We start from the raw sequence: 21,688 nt of genomic DNA on the forward strand, positions 1-21,688 counted from the left end.
GGGGCACCTCACCCGACCCGCTCCACCAACGCCGCCACCCACACCAGCAGCGCCGCCATCTGCGCCATGAAGGTGCCGGCCGAGGCCAGGTCCTTCACCGTACCGATCATCGGGTGATGGCCCGGGTGGACGTGGTCGCAGAGCTTCTCCACGGCGGTGTTGAGGAACTCGGCGGCCAGCATCAGCAGCAGGCTGACCAGCAGGGCGATCCGGACCCAGAGGGTCGCGCCCAGCAGCAGGGCCACCGGCACGCCGAGCGCCAGCAGCACCAGCTCCTGCCGCACGGCCCGCTCGGTGCGGGCGCCGTGGCGCAGGCCGCGCCAGGAATTGAGGAAGGCGAGGACGAGGGCGTTCATCGCGCGGCACCCTCCGGCACCGACCGGCTGATCCACTTGGCGAGCAACGGCCCGGTCAGCAGAACGACGAACAGGCGCAGGGTCTGCACGGCCAGGACGAAGGAGACGTCCGCCTTCGAGCCGACCGCGATGATCGCCACGGAATCAAGCCCGCCCGGGCTGGTGGCCAGCACCGCGGTGAGCAGATCGATCGGCAGCAGGAAGGTCAGGCCCCAGCCCCAGGCAGCACACAGGGCGATCACGGAAAACGTGGCCGCCAGGATGCCGGGCAGCGCAGAGAAGGTGAGCCGCAGGGTTTCACGGGTGAAGCGCAGGCCGACATAGGCGCCGATACAGGCATAGGCGAGCTCGAGGATCGGCGCCGGCAGGGACATCCGCACAAGGCCGGTGGCGTGAAGGAGGCTGCCGAGCACCATCGGGCCGATCTGCGCGCCGGCCGGAACCCGCAGGGCCAGGGCAGCGCCGGCGCCGACCACCGCGACGGCCAGCGTCGCCAGCAGCGACAGCGGGCCCGTCACTTCGGCCGCCCCGGCGGCGGCGCCCGGGACTGGCGTCTCCATCAGAAACCGGGCAGCCAGCGAGGCCGAGAACACCACGGCGGCAACCCGGACATATTGCATGAAGGCGACGAGCCGCGGATCCGCGCCGAAATCCTCCGCCATCGCCACCATGGCCGAGGCGCCCCCGGGGGAGGACCCCCAGGCCGCCGTGGTCCCGGGCAGCACCCGCAGCCGGGTGAGGATCCAGCCGACGAGCCCGCTCGCCGCCACCGTCACCAGCACCACGGCTACGATCAGCGGCCCGTCCTCGAACAGGGTCTGGGCGATCTGCCCGGTGACCGCGTGGGCCACCAAGCAGCCGATCATCGCCTGCGCGGCGTTGAAGGCGACGCGCGGCACGTGCAGCCGGGAGCCGCCAACCCCGAAGGCAATCGCCGCGATCATCGGGCCGAGCAACAGGGCCGCCGGGAACTGCGCGAGAACGAGCCCGTACGAGACGGCAGCGGACACGGCGGCGAGGGCGGCCCAGAGGCCGAGTGTTCGAAAGGGGGGCAAGGCGACCGGCGGGGGATGCACCCGCACTGATTGCCGGGCGTGAGGGCCGCTACACCGCAATATGGGCTCTGTCACGGCAAAGATTTTTTGGGAATGCCGATCTCCGGGCCGGCGAGCTCTGGTGTTCAAACAGGCTTGCATGGGCCCGTTTCTCTAAAACCTGATCATTTCGGCCGCTCGCCGCCCGGCACATGGCTTATCCCACCCACCCCTCATCCTAAGGTGCTGCGCAGCAGCCTCGAAGGAGCCCTCGGGGGATCGCACGGTTGGCTGGAAGACACCTTCGAGGCCCGCTGACGCGGGCTCCTCAGGATGAGGGGATGGGGTTGGACCAGCGTCTCATCGGGCCGATGTCATGGCACCTGGGTGAGCGCCGCGAAGGCCGCCTCCAACTGGCCACTTGCCGCCGCGAGCGCCGTGCGGCGATCAGCCAGCCAGGTCCGGTCGGCCGCGAGGCGCGTCCGGGCGGCTTCGAGCATGCGCCGGACCTCCGCGGGCTGTGGGCCGCCGAGGCCCTTGGCGGCGTCGATCATGCCCCGCGCCGACAGGGCCGCCCGGAACCGCGCCTCGTCCAGGGGCAGGTCGGGCTTCAGCCCCGTGCCTGCGGCTGCCTCGGCATAGATCCGCTTCACCTCGGCGAAGGGCAGGTCGGCCGGGCGCAGATCGTGGCTGCGACCGTAGCCGACCAGCTCGGACGCGAAGTGATGCCCGAGCCGGAACGGCACGTCGGCCTCGCGCTGGAGGGTGTCGGCCAGTTCCGTGGTGGTGGAATAGTCGGCCGCGACCTCATCGGCGGCCCGGTCCCGGTCGATCACCAACCCGTCGAGGACGCGGGTCCAGCGCCGGCAGGTCTCGGCCGCCTCGGAGATGGTCCGGCCCGGAGGCTCGGCCTGATTGCGCTTGTAGTCCGGCATGCCGGACTCGACGTTGTGGGCCATGATGACGAAGGCCTGCGCGGCGCCGACCACGTCGCTCGCCTTCATGCGCAGACCGTAGAGGGCGACGGGATTGCGCTTCTGCGGCATGATGCTGCTCGGGCCCGTCAGCGCGCCCTCGCGCAGCAGGATCCACGGCCGGGTCTGGTGATACTGGGCGTAGAGGTCCTGCGCGAAGCTGCCGGCTGTCGTCGCCAGGTTTGCGGACAGGCCGGTCAGCTCCAGGCCCAGATCCATCGGGGCGAGCTGTCCGGCATCGTAGCTGTTCTCCACGGGTGCATCGAAGCCCAGGAGCCCGGCTAAACGAACGCGGTCGACGGGAAAGCTCGACGTGCCGAGCGCCGCGGCGCCGAGCGGCGACAGGTTCACCCGCGCCCAGCTCTCGCGCAGGCGGTCCGCATCGCGCGCCAGCACGGCAGCATAGCCCAGCAGGGAGTGGCCCAGCGTCGTCGGCTGGGCCTGCACGCCGTTGGTATAGGCCGGGATGATCGTATCGGCCTCCCGCTCGGCGACGGTCAGGAGGGCGGCCCGGGTCTTGTCCAGAGCCTCGGCAAGGTCGAGCAGCCGGTCGCGCTGGTCGAGCTTCAAAACCGTGGGGATGATGTCCTGTCGGCTGCGGCCGGAATGCATCCGCGTGGCGTCGGGGCCCGCAACGGCGGTGATCAGCGGCTCGATCCGCAGGTAGTCGTCCGGCCGCTCGGCTCCAGGCTTGGCGGCGTCCGCGGCAACCTGATCGAGGGCACGGGCGATCCGCGCGCCGAGGTCTCGCGGGACGATGCCGGCTTCCACGGTCATGACCAGGGAGGCGCGATCGATGGCGTCGATGCGGGCGAAGGTGTCGCGCGGCTCGGCGAGAGCCGCCGCGGGGGTGAGGAGGGCGACCAGGATCGCGATCAGTCTGCGCAGCATGTGCTTGCTCCTCGGCGCCGCCGTTGCGCGCCGGCCGGGGCATTCTCTGCGATCCGGCGCGTCTTCACACATCACATTCCGGATCGCGGGTAGGGGGGCTTACCAAGCGGTCACCAGCATGCCGGCAGTACGGTGCAACGCACGAGCCGGCTGCCGCGTGAATCACACCGTCATTCCGAAGCCGCACCGCGGAGCCCGGAATCCAGACACTCCATCGCGTCACAAACAGGCGCTGCCAGCGGCTCTGGATCCCGGGCTCGCCTGCGGCGCCCCGGGATGACGGGGCGTGCCGACGAACGTCCGCGCCCAAGCACTCCATTTTGAAACCCTACGCCGCCCCGTCCCGGCAGGCGGCCCCGCCCGCCGCGGCATGCGCGCGGAAGAACGCCGCGAGGTTGGCCAGCCCGGGCGCGCGCGGGTCGCTCGCCCGCCAGGCCAACGCGATGGTGCGGCCCGGGCCGTCGACATCGAAGGCTCGGGTGACGGTCAGGCCGGTCGGATCGGGACCTGGGGGCACGGCGAGCGCCGGTAGCAGGGTGTATCCGGACCCGGCCGCCACCATGGAGCGCAGGGTTTCGAGGCTGGTGGCATGGCGCCCCACGGAGGAACCTGCGCCGCAGGCCGCGATCGCCTGGTCGCGCAGGCAATTGCCTTCGTCGAGCAGCAGCAGATCCGGCCCGGCGATCTCGGTGGCCGATAAAGCGCCGCCGCGGGCCAGGGCGTGCTCGGCCGGGCAGGCGAGCCAAAACGGCTCGACGAAGAGCGGCGCCACCGCCAGCCCGACCGGGGGCAGCGGCAGGGAGACCAAAGCAGCGTCGATGCGCCCGTCGCGCAGGCCCTCGACGATCTCGGCAGTGCGTGATTCGGAGAGCGACAGGACCAGCAGCGGGTATTGCTGACGCAGGGGCCGGAGCACCAGCGGGAAGAAGTAGGGCCCCAACGTCTGGATCGCGGCCAGCACCAGCCGACCGGTGAGCGGCGAGCCCCGCCCCTCGGTGGCCAACGCCAGCAGGCGCTGGGCCTCGGCCAGGACGATGCGCGACTGCCGGACGATCCCCTGGCCGGCCTCCGTGAGCAGGACCCGGCGGTTCGAACGCTCGAAGAGGGTGAGCCCCAACGCCGCTTCGAGTTTGCGGACCTGAACGCTCAGGGTCGGCTGACTGACGTTGCAGCGCTCGGCCGCCCGACCGAAATGGCCCTCGTCCGCGACGGCCACGACATATTCAAGGTCGCGCAGGGATAGGCCCGAGAGGTTCATAGGCTGCATCTATCACGGCGTTTGCGACGATGCATTGGCCATCCGGCCCGCAAGGGTCCATAACCTCGTCGGAACGGTTCCAGTCTGGCGCGTCGGCCCCATATGCCGGTGACGGACTTCACGGAGATACGAGACGCATGAGCGATCAACGCCCGATTCTCACGACCCGCCAGGGCCACCCGGTCCGCGACAACCAGAGCACCCGCACGGTCGGCGAGCGCGGCCCCGCGACGCTTGAGAACTACCAGTTCATCGAGAAGATCACGCATTTCGACCGTGAGCGGATCCCGGAGCGTGTGGTCCACGCCGCCGGCGCCGGCGCCCACGGCTACTTCGAGGCGTACGGCAAGATCGGCAACGAGCCGGCTTCCAAGTACACCCGCGCCCGGGTGCTGACCGAGACCGGCGTGAAGACGCCAATGTTCGTGCGCTTCTCGACCGTGGCCGGCGCCAAGGAGAGCCCGGAGACCGAGCGCGACCCGCGCGGCTTCGCGGTGAAGTTCAAGACCGTCGACGGCAATTGGGACTTGGTTGGCAACAACCTCAAGGTGTTCTTCATCCGCGACGCGATCAAGTTCCCCGACATGATCCACGCGTTCAAGCCGGACCCGGTGACGAACCGCCAGGAGGCGTGGCGCTTCTTCGACTTCGTGTCGCAGCACCCCGAGTCGATCCACATGGTGACGCATCTCAAGTCGCCCTGGGGCATCCCGGCCAACTATCGCGAGATGGAAGGCTCGGGCGTCAACACCTACAAGCTGGTCAACGACCAGGGCGAAGCCGTGCTCTGCAAGTTCCACTGGGAGCCGAAGCAGGGCGTGCGCAACCTGACCTCGGCGCAGGCCGCGGAGATCCAGGGCAAGGACGTGGGCCACGCGACCCGAGACCTCTACGACAACATCAAGGCCGGCAATTTCCCCGAGTGGGAGTTCTGCGTGCAGATCATGCCGGACGGCCCGAACGATCATCTGTCGTTCGATCCGCTGGACGACACGAAGCTGTGGCCGGTCGATCAGTTCCCGCTGCTGCCCTGCGGCCGCATGGTGCTGGACCGGGTGCCGGACAACTTCTTCGCTGAGGTCGAGCAGTCGGCCTTCGGCACCGGCGTGCTGGTCGACGGCATCGACTTCTCGGATGATAAGATGCTGCAGGGCCGGACCCTGTCCTACTCGGACACGCAGCGCTACCGCGTCGGCGCGAACTACCTCCAGCTGCCGATCAACGCGCCGCAGCCCGGCGTGAAGGTCTACTCGAACCAGCGGGACGGCCAGATGACCTATTCGGTCGACGGCACCGGACCGAACAAGCACATCAACTACGAGCCCTCGACCCTGGCCGAGGGCCTGCGCGAGGCCCCGAAGCCGGCGAAGGACTACCACCAGCCGGTGCAGGGCCAGCTCGGCCGCTACCAGACCTCGCGCACCGAGGACGACTACACCCAGGCCGGCGTCCGGTACCGCTCGTTCCAGGATTGGGAGCGGGACGACCTGATCGCCAACCTGGTCGGCGACATGAAGCAGTGCCCGGAACCGATCCAGCTGCGGATGGTCTGGCACTTCTGGCACGCCGATGAGGATTACGGCCGCCGCGTCGCCGAGGGTGCGGGCATCGACCTCGAGAAGGCCAAGGCCCTGCCGCCGCTGCCGGGGCGCGCCGCTCCGCACAAGCGTCTGCAGGCCGAGACCTACACGGACGGCTCCCAGGCCCACCGGGTCGCCGCCGAGTAAGTTTCCTACGCGCCGCCGGACCGGCTTCTACTGAATGAAGGCCCCGTGGATGCGAATCCGCGGGGCCTTTCTTTTGTCCGACTCCCGACGCGTCGTCCCCGCTCAGGGGCAGTGCCGGCCTATATGGCCCCTGCCGAGATAGGTCTGCGTCACCGGATCGTAGGTCCTGAAACGGCGGGCGCAGTCCGCGATGGCGGCGTCGAGATCGGCCGGACCCTCCTCGATCACGGGCGGCACATCGGCCGGCGCCACGTAGACCGGGGGCCGGTAGATCCGCGGCGCGTAGACATACGCATCGTCGAAGAACGGATCACCGAAATCGCCCCAGAGGCTGCCCAGGCCGAAGCCGAGCCCGAGGCCGGCGAGACCGTAGCCGTAAGCGCCGCCATACCAGGGCCGGTAGGCGTCCGGGCGTCGGTAGGCGAATCCGGGCCGATACGGCGGCCGCCCGACAATCGCGGGGCCTGGTCGACGCCGCTCCGGCGGCCGCCCCCAGGCGCCGACGCGGGTCCCGAGCCCGCCGGGGATACCGGGCCCGAGACCGCGCGCCTCGGCACAAGTCATCGGCAACGTGAGCGCCAGGATTGCGGTGGAAGCCAAGCGGAGGGTCGATCGGTCGATTCGGATCATGGCGCTTACCCGGCACACAGCGCCGGTCGTGCCCGCAGGCGGACCCGGCGTAATACTCCGAGTTATCGTGATCCGGATGCAGCCTTCGTCAAGAGGCCGTCGCCCATGCTCCGGGTATCGCAGCTGCGCCTGTCGGGCCGCCGGCCCAGCGCTCAGCGGCCGCTGGCCGAAACCGGCTGCGGCGGGAGCTGCGTGCTGGCCGGCTCGGGTGCGGCAGCGCTGACCTTGCGGTCGCGGCCGGCGGCCTGACCGACCAGGATGGCGGTGACCGCGATGGTCACGAACAGGCCGCCCGCCAGGCCCCAGCCGCCCGTCGCCTCATGGGCGAGCTCGAAGGCCAAGGGCCCGAGGCAGGCGCCCGTATAGCCGATGCCCTGAGCCATGGCCGAAAGGCCGGCAGCGCTGGCGGCATCGGCCGCCCGCAGGACGATCAGCGTTAGTCCGAGGCCGAAGCAGCCGCCGATGCCGAAGCCGAGGGCGCAGGCCGCGGGGATGCGCAATCCCGCGGGCCCAAAGGCGAGAACCAGGAACGCGACCGCCGTCAGCCCCGGGATCGCGACGATCCAGGCCCGCTGGTCCCGATTGCGGGCCGCCAGCATGGCGGTGATCAGCGCGCCCGGCGCCTGGACCAGGGTCATCAGCGAAGCATAGAGGCCGGCGTCCAGCGCCGAGAGGCCCCGGGCCTGGAGCAGCAGCGGCAGCCAGCCGAACAACGTGTAGGCCAGGGAGGATTGCAGGCCCATGAAGCCCGTGACCCACCAGGCCAGCGGATCACGCAGCAGCCGCCCGGCCGAGGGGGCTCTGGTCGAGGCCGTGCGGCGGGCGAACGGGATCCACAGGAATGCCGCGACCAGCGCCGGGAGCGCCCAGATCGCGAGCGCCGAAGGCCAGCCGCCACCGAGCGCATGCTCCACCGGCACCGCGGCGCCCGCGCCCGCCGCCGCGCCGAGGCAGAGCGTCATGGTGTAGAGGCCGGTCATCAGGCCGCCGCTGCCCGAGAAGTCGCGCTTCACCAGGGCCGGCAGCAGCACGTTGTCGAGCCCGATCCCGATGGCGGCCAGCGCCGTTCCAGCAAAGAGCGGCCCGAGCCCGCCGAGACCGCGCAGGGCCAGGCCCGCGGCCAGAATCGTGGCGCCGACCAGCACCGCGAGATCGGGACCGATCCGGCGGATCAGCGGTGCCGCCAACGCGCAGGCGATCCCGAGGCACAGGACCGGCAGGGTGGTGAGGATCGCAGCCCCACCGGCGCTCAGTCCGGTGCTCTCCCGGATCGTCGCCAGCAGCGGGCCGATCGTGCTCAGCGCCGGGCGCAGGTTGAACGCCACCAGCATCAGGGCGAGCGCGAGCAGGATCCCGCCCGAGGCTGTCCGCTCCCGGCTCATGCCCGCCGCCGGGCGGTGAGGGCGCCGCCCAGGCAGGCGGCGAGCATCACCGCGAAGGCGGCGTCGCCGAACCGGCCGTACAGGGTACCGCCGACGATACGCGCCGGCAGGTCGGCATCGAGCCAGGTTTCTCGATCGAGATCGGTCTGTGCGATGATGCGGCCATGCGGGTCGATCACCGCGGAGATCCCGGTATTGGCGTCGCGGACCAACGGCAGGCCCTCCTCGACGGCGCGCAGCCGGGCCTGGGCCAGATGCTGGCGGGGGCCCGGCGTGTCGCCGAACCAGGCATCGTTGGTAACGTTCAGGATCAGGCCGGGCGGCCGCGGCGCCGAGGACGGGGCCGCCGGCAGGATCGCGTGCGGGAAGATCGCCTCGTAGCAGATCGTGGCCGCCACCGGGGGCAGGCCCGGTACGGTCAGGATCCGCTGCGCCGCCAGGGATCCGGCAGAAAAGCCGCCGGGGATCGCCACGAATTGGCGCAGACCCAGCGCCCGCAGCGCCGCGTCGAGGGGCGCCGGCAGGTACTCGCCGAACGGGACGAGGTGGACCTTGTCGTAGGTGTCGGAGATCACGCCGTCCGGCCCGATCACCATGACGGCGTTGAAGTAGCGGAGCCGCTCGCCGGGCAGGGGTTCTTCCGCCCGCGCCGCGCCGGTCATCAGGTGCTGCCCGGGCTTGAGGCCGGCGGCCACCTTGGCGAGTGCGTCGGGATCGCGCTGGATCAGGAACGGGAAGGCCGATTCGGGCCAGACGATATGGGTCGGCTCGGGCTCGCCGGCCTCGGTCGGGCGCTGGCTCAGCTCGATGTAGCGGTCGACGATGTCGGCGCGGTTCTCCGGCCGGAACTTGGCATCCTGCGGCAGGTTCGGTTGGACAAGGCGCAGCCGAACACCGGTGACCGCCGGGTCGGGCAGCCCGAGGCGTGCAGCGCCGTAGAGCGCCATCCCGACCAGGACGATCGCAGCGGCGGCACTCGGGCCGAATCGGCTGCGCGAATGCGAGCCGGTCGCCAAGGTCGCGGGCGCGGCGCAGATCAGGACCGCCAGCACGGTCAGGCCGTAGAGGCCGATGGCGGCAGCCCATTGCAGCAGCCAGAGATTCTGGGCGAGCGCCATCCCGAGCGTGTTCCAGGGAAAGCCCGTGAACACGTGGCCGCGCAGCCACTCGGCGGCACCGATCCCGAAGGCGAGGGCGGCGATCCGAGCCGGACCACGTGCCCAGAGCAGGCCGGCCGCGCCGAAGCCCGCTCCGTAGAACAGGCCCAACGCGAAGGGCAATCCCACGACGCCGAGCGGCAGGGCCCACAGAAACTCGTCGGCCTCCACCAGGAAGGCTTGGCCGAGCCACCACAGGCCGGCGGTGAGATAGCCGAAGCCCCAGGCCCAGCCGATCAGGAAGCACGGCCGGAGACGCCGCAAGGCAGTCCGATCCGCGGCAGCCCCGTCCATAAGCCAGACCGCCACCGACAGGGACACGGCCAGGGCCGGCAGGAACCCGTAGGGCGGCATCACCAGGGCCCCCAGCGCGCCGGCGAGCCAGGCAAGCCCGAGCCGCCGCCAGCCGGTCAGCCGTGTCATGATTCGCACGAAGCTCGGGGAGGGGCGGCCCGGGGGACCGCTCGGACCGGAAGCCGCCCGGGCTCGCTCCACGGTCAGGACCGCCACGCAGCACCCGTCACGCAAAGACCGTCATGGATGCGGCGTCTCGGGAACCGGAGGCGGGGAGGGCGGCGGCAGGGCGAGCGGCACGACGTTACCGATCCGCGCCGCGCCCTTGTGGAAGCGCAGGCGCTTCAGGCGACGGGGATCGGCATCGAGCACCTCGAATTCGAGGTTGCCCGGCCCGACGATCAGCTCGCCCCGGGACGGGACCCGGCCAGCCAGGGTGACGATCATGCCGCCGAGGGTATCGATCTCCTCGGCCATGTCGCCGACCGCCGCCACGAGGTCGACGCCGGTGGCCTCGCCGACCTCGGCCAGCGGCGTGCGGGCATCGGCCACGAACACCTCGTCCTCGCCGTCGACCCGCTGGACCTGCTTGGCCTCGGCGACGTCGTGCTCGTCCTCGATGTCGCCGACCACGACCTCGATCAGATCCTCGATCGAGATCAGCCCGTCGGTGCCACCATACTCGTCGATGACGAGGGCCATGTGGGTCCGCGTCGCCTGCATCCGCACCAGCAGGTCGATGGCTGGCATGGACGGGGGCACGAACAGGACCGGCCGCTGGATGCGGGCGGCGGCGAGCGTCGTGGTGAGGTCGACCTTGCCGAGATCGAGCGCCCGGGGCAGCCGCACGGGCGCCCGACGGGCAGGCCGCGGCGCGACGGTGGCGTCGGCCTCACCCTCGGCGGGGACGGCGGGCCGGACAGCCGCGGCGGTGCTGGGGCTGCGCCGGGTCGGCTCGGCCTTGGCGGCGATGTGATCGACGAGGTCGCGGATGTGGACCATGCCGCGAGGGTCATCCAGCGTCTCGCCATAGACCGGCAGGCGGGAATGACCGGCGTTGCGGAACAGCTTGAGCAAGTCGCCCAGATTGGTGTCGTTCGAGACCGCGACGATGTCGGCCCGGGGGACCATCACGTCGTCGACCCGCACCTTGTGCAGGCCGAGCACATTCTTGAGCATCACCCGCTCGAGGGGGGTGAGACCGCTCTCGCCGGCATCGGGCTCGGCGAGCGCCTCCTCGAGACCCTCACGCAGCGAATCGCGCGGCTTGAGGTGGAGCGCCTGCAGGAGGCGGTCGTACCAGGGCTCCCGGGACTGGGACTCGCCCTCAGTGGAACTGGGCGCGGCCAGGGCCGCGCCGCGACTTCGATCGTTGCTCATGTCTCTCGGATCTGGGGGCGGTTGGGTATCGGCCGCTCAGGCATAGGGATCCGGAATGCCCAGCGTCGCAAGGGCTGCGACTTCGAGCGATTCCATGGCCTCGGCCTCGGCCTCACCGATCTCGTGGTCCTGACCGAGACAATGCAGGGTGCCATGGACGAGGAGGTGCGCGAGGTGATTCTGGAGCGGCTTCGACTGCTCGGCACTCTCGCGCACAAGGGTCTCGTAGGCAAGGACCACATCGCCGAGGGGCAGCGCCACACCCGCATGCCGGGGCTGCGGGGCGGCCGGGAAGGACAAGACGTTGGTGGGCTTGTCCTTGCTGCGCCAGGTGCGGTTGAGTTCCTGGACGGCGGCGTCGTCGGTCAGCATGACACTGACCTCCACGGGTCCGTCCGGCGGCTCCGGTGCGGCCGCGAGCCCGGCCTCGACGGCCCGGACGACGAGCGATTCGAGGTTCGGAATCGCGGCTTCCCAGCGGTCGTCTTCGACGGCCAGATCAATGGCGTGGGACGTGCTCACGCCAAGGGCCGGCGCCGGGGGTTGGGATTGCGGTCGGCGTCACCGTCACCGTGGGAGGCGCGCTCGTAGGCCGTGACGATCCGGCGCACGAGGTCGTGGCGGACCACGTCCACGTCCTTGAACGTCACCCGGCCGATCCCCTCGACGCCGTCGAGCACGTTCACCGCCTCCACGAGGCCGGACTTCTGGCCCGGCGGCAGGTCGATCTGGCTCGGGTCGCCGGTGATGATCATGCGCGAGCCCTCGCCGAGGCGAGTCAGAAACATCTTCATCTGCATCGAGGTCGTGTTCTGCGCCTCGTCGAGGAGCACCACGGCGTTGGTGAGCGTCCGCCCGCGCATGAAGGCCAGCGGGGCGATCTCGATGATCCCGGTCTGCAGGCCGCGATCGACGTGGCGCGCCTCCATGAAGTCGTAGAGGGCGTCGTAGATCGGGCGCAGGTAGGGATCGACCTTGTCGCGCATGTCGCCGGGCAGGAAGCCCAGGCGCTCGCCGGCCTCCACCGCCGGGCGCGACAGGATCAGCCGCTCGGCATGGCCCTGCTCCAGCAGCGACACGGCGTGTCCGACCGCGAGCCAGGTCTTGCCGGTGCCGGCCGGGCCTTCCGCGAAGACCAGCTCGTTGGTCCGCAGCAGCTTAATGTACTGGTCCTGCGCGGAGTTACGCGCCCGCACGGCGCCACGCTTGCGGGTGGCGATCTGCTCGAAATGCGGCTTGTCGGCCTCGGCGGCGATGGCTTCGGCAGGGAACAGCGTCGCCTGGGCGGTGGATTCCCGAATCGCCCCGTCGACGTCGCCGAGGGTCAGGGTACTGCCGCCGGTGCGAACCCGGGCGTAGAGTTTCTGGAAAACCCGCCGGGCCTTCTCGGCGGCGTCAGGTGATCCCTTGATGACGAGGTGGTTGCCGAGCGCTGTCGCAGTGACGTCGAGACGGCGCTCGATATGGGCGACGTTCTGGTCGTACTGACCGAAGACGAGGCTCGCGAGGCGGTTGTCGTCGAAGGTGAGCGGCACCTCGACCGCCTCGTCCGCTCCCGCCGGCCTGGCCGCCGGCCCGCGGCCCCGGAGGGCGCCGCGCATGCCAGACCCGTCCGACGCGCTCAACCTGTGATCCTCACCGGCATCCCCATCACTCGATCCTCACGCCGCCACGGCTTCGGTCGCCAACTGGCCGAACAGGCTATTGGTGCCCGCCTCGACGATCCGGACCGGCACGATCATCCCGATATGGTGGGGCGCGGCGTCGAACTGCACGGCCAACAGGTGCGGCGTCTTGCCCGCAACCTGACCCGGGCGCCGGCCCGCCTTCTCGACCAGCACGTCGAAGACCTGGCCGACCGCCGCCCGCTGGTAGGCGTAGCGCTGGCCATCCAGCAGCCCCTGCAGCTCGGCGAGCCGTTCCGCCATCACCGGCTCGGGAACCATGTCGCCTCTATCGGCTGCGGGTGTGCCGGGGCGGGGGCTGTACTTGAACGAGAATGCGCTCTCGAACCCGATGTCGCGCACGAGTTGCAGGGTGTCGGTGAAATCGGAATCGGTCTCGCCGGGGAAGCCGACGATGAAATCCGAGGACAGGGCGGTGTCGGGCCGGGCGGCGCGCACCCGGTCGATCAGGCGGCGATACTGATCGCGGGTGTGCTTGCGGTTCATGGCGGCGAGGATCCGGTCCGAGCCCGACTGCACCGGCAGGTGCAGGTAGGGCATCAGGGCCGGCACCTCGGCATGGGCGCGGACCAGGGACTCGTCGAAATCGTTCGGATGGCTGGTGGTGTAGCGGATCCGGGCGAGGCCAGGGATCTTCGCGACCGCCCGGATCAGCTCGGCGAGCCCGACCGGGGCGCCGTCGGGGCCCAGGCCGTGATAGCCGTTGACGTTCTGGCCGATCAGCGTGACCTCGCGGGCCCCGCCCTCGGCGAGCCTCTGGGCCTCGGCCAGCACCGCCGCCACAGGACGCGAGACCTCGGCGCCGCGGGTATAGGGCACCACGCAGAAGGCGCAGAACTTGTCGCAGCCCTCCTGCACGGTGAGGAAGGCCGTCGGCCCAGAGGTCCGGCGTCGGGGCAGGTGCGTGAACTTGTCCTCGACCGGGAATTCGGTGTCGACCACCCGGCGCTCGCGGGAGCTAGCCAAGAGGTCCGGCAGGCGGTGGTAGCTCTGCGGACCGACCACCACGTCGACCGCGGGCTGGCGGACCTGGATCTCGGCCCCCTCGGCCTGCGCGACGCAGCCGGCCACCACGATGCGGGTGTCCAGGCCCCGGGCCTGCCGCTCGCCCTTGAGGACGCGCAGGCGGCCGAGTTCGGAATAGACCTTCTCGGCGGCCTTCTCGCGGATATGGCAGGTGTTGAGGACGACGACGTCGGCCTCCTCCACCGAATCGGTCGCCGTATACCCTTCAGCGCCCAGCACGTCGGCCATGCGGGCCGCGTCGTAGGCGTTCATCTGGCAACCGTAGGATTTGACGAAGGCCTTCTTCAACGCGTGCCGCCCTAAAACCGTCCGCTTCCCCATGGGCCCGCTCCGATCCTGCGCGGATCGGCGGGCGGGAGCCTGTAGCACGGATCGTTCGGGCCGTCGCGACGCCCGACGACAAACGCCGGACCGCCCGGGGGTTCGGGCGATCCGGCGTCGGGTGATGCAGGGAGGCGGCGGAGCGCGCACGCCGCCCCGTCGTCAGTGGGCTACGGCCGCAGCCGGGACGTCGATGACCATCTGCTGGAAGAACGGCACGTAGGCCTGGAGCATCACGAACATGCCGACCAAACAGGCCAGGGCGATCGAGTGCCAGAACACGAACCGCAGGATCGTGCCTTCCTGGCCGAAATAGCCGGTGGCCGTGGAGGCGACGACGATCGACTGGGCGTCGACCATCTTGCCCATCACGCCGCCCGACGAGTTCGCCGCCGCCATCAGCACGCCGGACAGCCCGAGCTGCTCGGCGGTGATGCGCTGGAGGCCGCCGAACAGGACGTTCGAGGCCGTGTCCGACCCGGTCAAGGCCACGCCGAGCCAACCGAGCAGCGTCCCGAAGAACGGGTACAGGATGCCGGTGCCCGCGAAGGCGAGACCGAGGGTGGCGTCGACGCCCGCGTAGCGGGTGAGCACGCCCAGCGCCAGCATCGCCGCGATGGTGATCAGCGAGTAGCGCAGGGCCCAGATGGTCTCGACATAGGCCGTCACCAGCCGCACCGGCGAGAAGCGCATGATGATGCCGGAGATGATCGCGGCGATCAGCACCCCGGTGCCGGTGTAGGACATGTAGGTGAACAGGAAGACCGCGCCCTCAGGGACCGGCTTGGCCACCACCGGCGGCACCTTCAGGATCACGTTATGCAGGCCCGGCACCTCGTATCGCCAGGTGAAGAGCGGGTTCACGATACCCTTGAACCAGCCGGTGCCCCAGATCGCCACGATCACCGAGAGGACGATCCACGGCACCCAAGCCATCAGGATCTCGCCCTGCGAGGCGGTGCGTGCGCCGGTATGGACCGGGGGGGTGCCGGGAACGCCGGCGCCGAGCGCCACGGGGCGCTGGGCGGCGAGCGCCAGGGACGGATCGTGGCCGCGCAGGGCCGGCGAGGTCCAGATCTCCCGGGGCTGCCAGACCTTGCGGAAGAGGACGAGGGCGAGCATCGAGGCCAGCGAAGCGCCGATATCGACGATCCACGGGTTGACGTAGTTCGAGATCAGGAACTGCGCGATCGCGAAGGATCCGCCGCAGATCAGGATCGGCGGCCACACCCGGATCATGCCGCGGAAGCCGGCGAACACCCAGATCAGCCAGAACGGCACGATCAGCGAGAACAGCGGCAGCTGCCGGCCGATCATCGCACCGAGGATCTCGGGCGGATAGCCGGTCACCGAGGCCAGCCCCTGGATCGGCGCTCCGAGCGCTCCGAAGGCCACCGGAGCGGTGTTGGCGATCAGCGACAGGCCCGAAGCGGCGAGCGGCGAGAAGCCCAGCCCGATCAGGATGGCGCCGGTAACGGCGACCGGGGTGCCGAAGCCGCCCGCGCCCTCGAAGAAGGCCCCGAACGCGAAGGCGACCAGGAGCAGCTGCAACCGCCGATCGGCGGTGATGTCGGCCACGGATTGCTGCAGGATGGCGAACCAGCCTTTCTCGACCGTCAGCCGGTAGAGGAAGATGACGTTGAGGATGATCCAGCCGATCGGGAAGAAGCCCGTGACCATTCCGAGGATCGCGGCCCGGGAGGCGAGTTCGGTCGGCATGCCGAAGCCGACGATCGCCACCAGCATGGCGAGGCCGAGGGCGATGACGGCGGCGATGTGCGCCTTGACGCGACCGCTCGCGATCATGGCGAGGAGGGCGATGACCGGCACGGAGGCGGCCAGGGTCGAGAGCCAGGGGCTCCCGAACGGATCATAGACCTGGTTCCAGGTTTGCAACGGTCGTCCTCCCACGATCCCGACTTCACGGGTTTCGGCCTAGCTAGCAGAGGGACAGCGCCCGCTCAACAGACATGAATCATGTATTCATGGGGTGTTTTACCGGGACATCCCCCTGGATGGACCGATCCGTCCAGGCTGTCATCGCGCGCTCAGACAAGCAACCCAGTGGACCGCCTCGTCCGGGGACCGCGCGCTGCCCGCGGTTGCTTCGTTGCGCCTACGATGACGCGACGTCTGTGGCGCGCTGGCCGCATCCGGCCATCCACAAAACCTCACACCGTCGCGATCCCGGAACCGCCCAAATCGACCCCGGGCGAGGCCGAACGGGTGCCGGCGGCGGGCGGGGCCGCACCGCGGCCGGTGGCGAGGCCCTGCAGGGCGGCCCGCACCTCGGCCTCGGCAGCGGCCGTCGCGACCTTCCGGTCGGTCGACGCTTCGAAAACGATCGGCTTGCCCCAGACCACTTGGACGTCGATCGGGCCACCATTCACGAAGGCGGAGAGGTGCGGCGCCAACTCCATGTCGCCGTACCACGCGATCTCGGAGCGCTCGGAGCGCACCACCGGCAGGCCATTGCGCCGGGGATAGGCGATCGCCAGCGGCTGAAGGCGGACGCGCCCCTGTCCAGCCTCGGCCTGCAGGGCGGCGCGCGCGGCGCCTACCAGCGCGGAGCGGAACGGCAGGAGCCGGTTGCCGTCACCGGTGGTCCCTTCCGCGAACAGCACCACCAGCTCGCCCCCGGCCAAGCGGTGGCCCATCGCGGCGCTGACCGTGGCGGTGGCACCCCGGCGCTGCCGGTCGATGTAGATCGTGCGCTGCAGGGCCGCCAACGCGCTGATCACCGGCCATCCGGCGATCTCCGACTTCGCCACGAAGGACAGGGGGCGCAGCGACCCGATCACCACGATGTCGAGCCACGATACGTGGTTGGCCAGCACCAGGGCCGCCTCTCCGAAGTCCGGCGGCGTGCCGGATTGCATCACCCGGATGGAGAACAGCCAGAGGAAGGTGCGGTGGAACAGAATCGGCGCCACGGTCGAGCGGCGGCCGAAGACCCGCAGGGCGACCCAGTGGGGCGGGGCCAGCACCAGGAAGGCGAGGACCAGGGCCGCGGCCCGCCAAAGGACGCCGAAGCGGCTCACGCCGTTACAGGTCGGCGCTCATGGTCAGCGCGGTCGCCCGGCTACCGTCGGCCTTGAGATAGTAGCCGGTGCGCTCGCCGACCTTTCGGAAGCCGTTGCGGGCATAGAGCTTGAGCGCAGGGGCGTTGCCCTCGTCGACCTCCAGATGGACCCGGGCGATCCCGGAATGCGCCAGGCTCGACAGGTGCTCGCGCAGCAGCCGACGGCTATGGCCGCCGCCGCGCAGCGCCGGGGACAGCACGACGGTCAGGATCTCGGCCTCGTCGGCGGCACGGCGCGACAGGACGAAGCCCTGGAGCGTCCCGGTCCGCCATAGGGCATGCGCCTGTGTCGAGCGTTCGCACAGCATGCGCTCGAATTCGTGGGCCTCCCAGGGCCGTGCGAACGCGGTGGCGTGCAGCCGAGCCAGAGCCGGCGCCTGCGCGGCGTCGGCAAGCGGCGTGACATAGGGCTCCGGCGTGAGGGCATCCCACCAGGCAGCCCACCAGTCGAGAGGCCAGAACGGAAGGGGACGCGTCATTGCCGCGCGATCCTGGCATGGTCCTGGGGCCGCGCATCGGGCCCGCGGAGGTAGAGCGGCCGGGGCAGGGCCTGGGCCGGATCGGCCACGAGACCGAGCGATGCTACGGCCGTGATCTCAGGCGCACCGAGGCCGGCGACGCGGGCGCTCACACCGCGCGCGACCAGGGCGGCGGCCTCCTGCGCGGCCCCCGAGCCGATCAGCACAACAGGCCCGGATCCCAGCCGTTCCGCAGCGGTTTCGACCGGGAGATGGGCCGGGGCGAGACCGTCGCTCGGGCCGAGCGCCTGGACGTAGACCGCACCATGCCGGGCATCGACCGCCGCGGCGATCACGCTTTCGCCGGACTCAGCCAGCAAGGGCGCCAGCAGTGCCGAAAGGGTGCCGACACCGACCACAGGCTTGCCGGTGGCGAGCCCGATGGCGCGGGCTGCCGAGAGGCCGACCCGAAGGCCGGTATAGCTGCCGGGACCGACCGTGACGGCGATCCGGTCGATCGCCTCGAAGCCGCCCTCGATCCGGGCGATCACCCGTTCGATCAGCGGCAGCAGCGCCTCGGCGTGGCCCCGCACCATGGGCAGCGACTCGGCCGCGAGCGGCGCGTCGGCATCGTCTGCGGCGACGCAGGCGGCGCAGACGTCCAGCGCTGTGTCGATGGCAAGGATACGCACGCCCACTCCCGCATGCCGGTCCGGACCGGCGACCGCTCCCATTCTGCCCCGAAGGACATGAAGACCCTAGCGTTAGAACAAAACCGCCGCCCCGTCAGCGCAGGGCTGCGGCGGAAACCGTGTTGTCGGTGAAGTGTTGCCGGCTTGCGCCGGTCGGCAGGCCTAAGTGCCCTCAGGCCGCCCGGACGACCGTGAGGAACGCGCGGACCTCCGCGTTCAGCTGCTCGGATTCCCGGGAAAGTTCGGAGGCCGAGGCCAGCACGAGATGGGCCACCGCACCGGTCGCCTCGGAGGCCTTCACCACCCGGACGATGTTGTGCGTCACCTCGCCGGTGCCGTGCGCTGCCTGCGCCACGTTACGGACGATCTCCTGGGCGGCGGCGCCATGCTCGTCGACCGCAGCGGCGATGCCGGTTGCCGCGCCGTTGATCTGACGGATCAACCTGTCGATCGTGGTGATCGCCGAGGCTGCCTGGCCGGTCGAACCCTGGACCCGGCCGGTCGTGCGGCGATCTCGTCGGTGACCCTGGCGGTCTGCTCGGCCAGTTCCATCACCTCGGCCGCCACCGCCGCGCAGCCGCGTCCCTCAGGCATCTAGTCGCAGTCGAAACCCGCGTCGAAGGGCCCAGGGTCGAGCGGGTCTCTTGAAAACAAAGCGCCGGCGGTCTTGAGACCGCCGGCGCCCTTCAGATCGGTGTCCAGTGGACAGCGCGAGCACTTAGACCGCCTGAACCTCACGGATCTCCGGCAGGAAGTGCCGGAAAAGGTTCTGTACGCCGTGCCGCAGGGTGGCGGTGGAGGAGGGGCAGCCCGAGCAGGCGCCCTTCATCTCGAGATAGACCACACCCTCCTTATAGCCGCGGAAGGTGATGTCACCGCCATCGCCGGCCACAGCAGGACGGACCCGGGTCTCGAGCAGATCTTTAATGGTCACGACGGTGTCGTGATCGGCTTCGTCGTAGAACTCGTCCTCACCGTCCTGGTCATCGAGGCCGCCTTCCGCCATCACCGGGGCGCCGGACTGGAAATGCTCCATGATCGCGCCGAGCACGGCGGGCTTCACCTGCGCCCATTCCGAGCCGTCCTCCGCCTTGGTGACGGAGACGAAATCGTGGCCGAAATAGACGCCGGCGACACCTGGGACAGCGAACAACGCGGAGGCGAGGGGGGAGCGGTTGGCCGTCTCGGCATCCCGCGCCTCGAAGGTGGCTTCGGGCAGGACGACGCGGCCGGGAAGGAACTTGAGGGTCGCCGGGTTCGGCGTGGCTTCGGTCTGGATGAACATGATCGGCGAACTCCGCTGCGCCGGTTCAAGGCCGGCCGGGACAGGCACCGTAGGGTGCTCTCTCCCATGTGGACCGGCGGGTGGATTTTCTCAACTGGGCCCGGGCGCCTGGAAGGTGGACATTCGCGCTACGCCCCTTCAGGACGAGCGAAACGGGAAGCTGACGGAGCCGGCGGTGGATGTAACCGGGGATGGGATGCTCGCTAAGGAGTTGCTGAACGATCTGCGGGCGGCACAGGCCAAGCTGGAGGCCGCGCGCGAGGACGCGGCGTCGCTCAAGGTGTTGCTCGCCCTGCGCACGCACCAGCATGACCTGGCCTGGCAGGACGTGCAGCGCTTGACGGCCGAGCTGGAGGCAACCCGCGCCCGGGCGGTCGCCCTGGAAGTGGAACTGGCCGAGGCGCGGACCAACGCCGCCTCCGCGGACGCCGCCGCCGAGGCCGACGAGCGCACCGAGGCGGTCCGGACCGTGCGCGGTGCCGTGCTCGACAGCATCGGCAGCCGCGCCCTCGACCGGCGCCGGTTCCAGGAGATCATCGCCCAGGCCGGGCGCGAGGCGCCGACCGGCGGTCCCGGTGCAGCCCGGCACGCGGTGTTGCTGACCGAGGCGCGGCGGGTTCTGGGCATCCCCGGATAGGGCGGAGATCCGACCGCGTCCGCGACGGCCGGCAGGGTTAACCGCGCTTTAACCCTCCGCTCGCATCGTCGATCCCAGGACGGACAGGAGATCGAACGCATGCAGATCAGCGAGCAGCACGTGCGCGAATGCGCCTATTACATCTGGGAGAAGGCAGGCCGGATTCACGGTCATGCCGTCGCTCATTGGATGCGCGCCGAAGCCGAGCTGCGCGCCGGCGTGGTGCTGGCCGACGGCCAGACCGTCGAGGCCAAGCCGGCCGCCGTGAAAGCTGCCCCGAAGGTTTCGGCGTCGAAGTCTGCGCCTGCCAAGACTGCCACCACGAAGACTGCCACCACGAAGACTGTCGCGGCCAAGACCGCGTCCCCCAAGGCCCCGGTTAAGGCCGCTGCCCCCAAGACCGTGACGCCCAAGGTCGCGCTGGCCAAGCCGGTCGCCGCGAAGACCGCCAAGGCCTCGAAGGCGGCGGTCACCGCCGGCCTCGCCGCCAAGGCCAAGCCGGCCCGCGCCCCGGCGTCGATGCACTGAGGCGAAGGCGCCTCCCGGCGCCATCACACCGCCGTTTCAGGAGCCCGCCCCTTCACCGAGGGGCGGGCTCCTGCCGTTTGTACTCCTTACGGCAAGCCGGAACAGGCCGCTCCGGCCATCGTTGTTCGGCCGGATGCGTACGCCGTGCGCCACAACAGGGGCCGATAATGCGCGCCGTGATCTTCGACATCGACGGGACGCTGCTCGACAGCGTCGATCTGCATGCCCGTGCCTGGGTCGAAGCCTTCGCGCATTTCGGCGTCGAGACCGACGAAGCCGAGGTCCGCAGCCAGATCGGCAAGGGCGGCGACGAGCTGATGCCGGTGTTCTTGCCGAAAGAGCGCATCGCGCGCGAGGGCACGGAGATCGAGACGTTCCGCTCCGACCTGTTCAAGGCGAAGTACCTGCCCGAGGTCCGGTCGTTCCCGGCGGTGCGCCCCCTGTTCGAGCGGATTCGCAAGGCCGGGCTGACGATCGCACTGGCCTCCTCGGGCAAGGGCCCCGAGGTCGAGCGCTATCAGGACATCCTGGGCATCGCCGATCTTGTCGACGTCGTCACCAGCTCGGACGACGCGGAGCGGTCCAAGCCGCATCCCGATATCTTCGAAGCCGCAGTGCGGAAGCTCGACGGTCTCGGCAAGGACGAGATGATCGTGATCGGCGACACGCCTTATGACGCCGAAGCAGCTTCGAAGGCTGGTTTGCGCACCATCGGCGTCCTCTGCGGTGGCTTTCCGGAGGCTGATCTATCGGCTGCGGGCTGCATCGCGATCTACCGCAATCCGCAGGATCTGCTGGACGGATTCGAGCGATCACCGCTGGCCATCGGCTGACGAAGCGTAAAAGCAAGCTCTTTCCGCAACCAAACTTGAATCCTCCACGGTTTCCCGC

General features: G+C 70.1%; 20 protein-coding genes and 1 pseudogene. 4 read left to right on the forward strand and 17 right to left on the reverse strand.

Annotated elements, in window-relative coordinates; translation table 11 throughout:
* Positions 1 to 8: 8 nt before the first annotated feature.
* From AO398_RS02960 to AO398_RS02975, 4 genes are all read right to left on the reverse strand, one after another.
* Positions 9 to 356 (reverse strand): diacylglycerol kinase, encoded by a 348-nt coding sequence (locus tag AO398_RS02960; RefSeq protein WP_058190486.1) that lies wholly within the window; start codon positions 354 to 356, stop codon positions 9 to 11.
* Entirely contained in the window at positions 353 to 1,411 is a 1,059-nt protein-coding gene (locus tag AO398_RS02965; protein ID WP_058190612.1) for an AbrB family transcriptional regulator, read from the reverse strand. Before AO398_RS02965 ends, AO398_RS02960 begins: the two co-directional genes overlap by 4 nt.
* A gap of 353 nt (positions 1,412 to 1,764) precedes the next feature.
* On the reverse strand, positions 1,765 to 3,255 hold the full coding sequence (locus AO398_RS02970) for an argininosuccinate lyase (protein WP_058190487.1): 1,491 nt from the start codon (positions 3,253 to 3,255) through the stop codon (positions 1,765 to 1,767).
* A 328-nt stretch (positions 3,256 to 3,583) separates the two neighbouring features.
* Positions 3,584 to 4,513, reverse strand: coding sequence for a LysR substrate-binding domain-containing protein (locus tag AO398_RS02975; protein WP_058190488.1), 930 nt, complete (start codon positions 4,511 to 4,513; stop codon positions 3,584 to 3,586).
* Positions 4,514 to 4,650: 137 nt separating this feature from the next.
* Between AO398_RS02975 and AO398_RS02980 the strand changes: the two genes are divergently transcribed.
* Positions 4,651 to 6,240, forward strand: a complete 1,590-nt coding sequence (locus tag AO398_RS02980) for a catalase (RefSeq protein ID WP_058190489.1) — start codon at positions 4,651 to 4,653, stop codon at positions 6,238 to 6,240.
* Positions 6,241 to 6,342: 102 nt separating this feature from the next.
* On the opposite strand, the gene AO398_RS02985 is transcribed toward AO398_RS02980, so the two are convergent.
* The 13 genes and pseudogenes from AO398_RS02985 to AO398_RS03045 form a co-directional block, all read right to left on the reverse strand.
* Entirely contained in the window at positions 6,343 to 6,840 is a 498-nt protein-coding gene (locus tag AO398_RS02985) for a BA14K family protein (protein WP_160329301.1), read from the reverse strand.
* Positions 6,841 to 7,022: 182 nt separating this feature from the next.
* Positions 7,023 to 8,252, reverse strand: coding sequence for an MFS transporter (locus AO398_RS02990; protein ID WP_058190491.1), 1,230 nt, complete (start codon positions 8,250 to 8,252; stop codon positions 7,023 to 7,025).
* Positions 8,249 to 9,832: an apolipoprotein N-acyltransferase gene (gene lnt / locus AO398_RS02995; RefSeq protein WP_244498640.1), complete on the reverse strand. Its 1,584-nt coding sequence runs from the start codon at positions 9,830 to 9,832 to the stop codon at positions 8,249 to 8,251. Before lnt ends, AO398_RS02990 begins: the two co-directional genes overlap by 4 nt.
* 111 nt (positions 9,833 to 9,943) lie before the next feature.
* Positions 9,944 to 11,083: a hemolysin family protein gene (locus tag AO398_RS03000; protein WP_058190492.1), complete on the reverse strand. Its 1,140-nt coding sequence runs from the start codon at positions 11,081 to 11,083 to the stop codon at positions 9,944 to 9,946.
* Positions 11,084 to 11,119: 36 nt separating this feature from the next.
* Positions 11,120 to 11,605 (reverse strand): rRNA maturation RNase YbeY, encoded by a 486-nt coding sequence (gene ybeY, locus AO398_RS03005; RefSeq protein WP_058190493.1) that lies wholly within the window; start codon positions 11,603 to 11,605, stop codon positions 11,120 to 11,122.
* Positions 11,602 to 12,684 carry a PhoH family protein gene (locus AO398_RS03010; RefSeq protein WP_058190494.1) on the reverse strand — a complete coding sequence of 361 codons (1,083 nt, stop codon included), beginning with the start codon at positions 12,682 to 12,684 and terminating at the stop codon, positions 11,602 to 11,604. Before AO398_RS03010 ends, ybeY begins: the two co-directional genes overlap by 4 nt.
* A gap of 60 nt (positions 12,685 to 12,744) precedes the next feature.
* The gene (miaB, locus tag AO398_RS03015) at positions 12,745 to 14,082 is read right to left on the reverse strand and encodes a tRNA (N6-isopentenyl adenosine(37)-C2)-methylthiotransferase MiaB (protein WP_058190495.1); all 1,338 of its coding nucleotides are present in this window, start codon (positions 14,080 to 14,082) and stop codon (positions 12,745 to 12,747) included.
* A 195-nt stretch (positions 14,083 to 14,277) separates the two neighbouring features.
* On the reverse strand, positions 14,278 to 16,011 hold the full coding sequence (locus tag AO398_RS03020; RefSeq protein ID WP_058190496.1) for an L-lactate permease: 1,734 nt from the start codon (positions 16,009 to 16,011) through the stop codon (positions 14,278 to 14,280).
* A 275-nt stretch (positions 16,012 to 16,286) separates the two neighbouring features.
* Positions 16,287 to 17,156 carry a 1-acyl-sn-glycerol-3-phosphate acyltransferase gene (locus tag AO398_RS03025; RefSeq protein WP_058190497.1) on the reverse strand — a complete coding sequence of 290 codons (870 nt, stop codon included), beginning with the start codon at positions 17,154 to 17,156 and terminating at the stop codon, positions 16,287 to 16,289.
* A gap of 4 nt (positions 17,157 to 17,160) precedes the next feature.
* On the reverse strand, positions 17,161 to 17,676 hold the full coding sequence (locus tag AO398_RS03030) for a GNAT family N-acetyltransferase (RefSeq protein ID WP_058190498.1): 516 nt from the start codon (positions 17,674 to 17,676) through the stop codon (positions 17,161 to 17,163).
* Positions 17,673 to 18,347, reverse strand: coding sequence for a tRNA (adenosine(37)-N6)-threonylcarbamoyltransferase complex dimerization subunit type 1 TsaB (tsaB, locus tag AO398_RS03035; protein WP_058190614.1), 675 nt, complete (start codon positions 18,345 to 18,347; stop codon positions 17,673 to 17,675). Before tsaB ends, AO398_RS03030 begins: the two co-directional genes overlap by 4 nt.
* 172 nt (positions 18,348 to 18,519) lie before the next feature.
* Positions 18,520 to 18,932, reverse strand: a pseudogene (locus AO398_RS28935) (methyl-accepting chemotaxis protein); the annotation flags it as partial.
* Positions 18,933 to 19,065: 133 nt separating this feature from the next.
* Positions 19,066 to 19,632 (reverse strand): NifU family protein, encoded by a 567-nt coding sequence (locus tag AO398_RS03045; RefSeq protein ID WP_058190500.1) that lies wholly within the window; start codon positions 19,630 to 19,632, stop codon positions 19,066 to 19,068.
* Positions 19,633 to 19,807: 175 nt separating this feature from the next.
* Here AO398_RS03045 and AO398_RS03050 point away from each other — a divergent pair, with 175 nt between their 5' ends.
* From AO398_RS03050 to AO398_RS03060, 3 genes are all read left to right on the forward strand, one after another.
* Positions 19,808 to 20,269, forward strand: coding sequence for an atp-dependent helicase (locus tag AO398_RS03050; protein ID WP_244498641.1), 462 nt, complete (start codon positions 19,808 to 19,810; stop codon positions 20,267 to 20,269).
* A 99-nt stretch (positions 20,270 to 20,368) separates the two neighbouring features.
* The gene (locus tag AO398_RS03055; protein WP_058190502.1) at positions 20,369 to 20,797 is read left to right on the forward strand and encodes a DUF2934 domain-containing protein; all 429 of its coding nucleotides are present in this window, start codon (positions 20,369 to 20,371) and stop codon (positions 20,795 to 20,797) included.
* A gap of 167 nt (positions 20,798 to 20,964) precedes the next feature.
* On the forward strand, positions 20,965 to 21,630 hold the full coding sequence (locus tag AO398_RS03060; protein WP_058190503.1) for an HAD family hydrolase: 666 nt from the start codon (positions 20,965 to 20,967) through the stop codon (positions 21,628 to 21,630).
* Positions 21,631 to 21,688: the final 58 nt, after the last annotated feature.

Origin of the sequence: Methylobacterium sp. GXS13 (assembly GCF_001455965.1) — a bacterium.
Classification (GTDB): domain Bacteria; phylum Pseudomonadota; class Alphaproteobacteria; order Rhizobiales; family Beijerinckiaceae; genus Methylobacterium.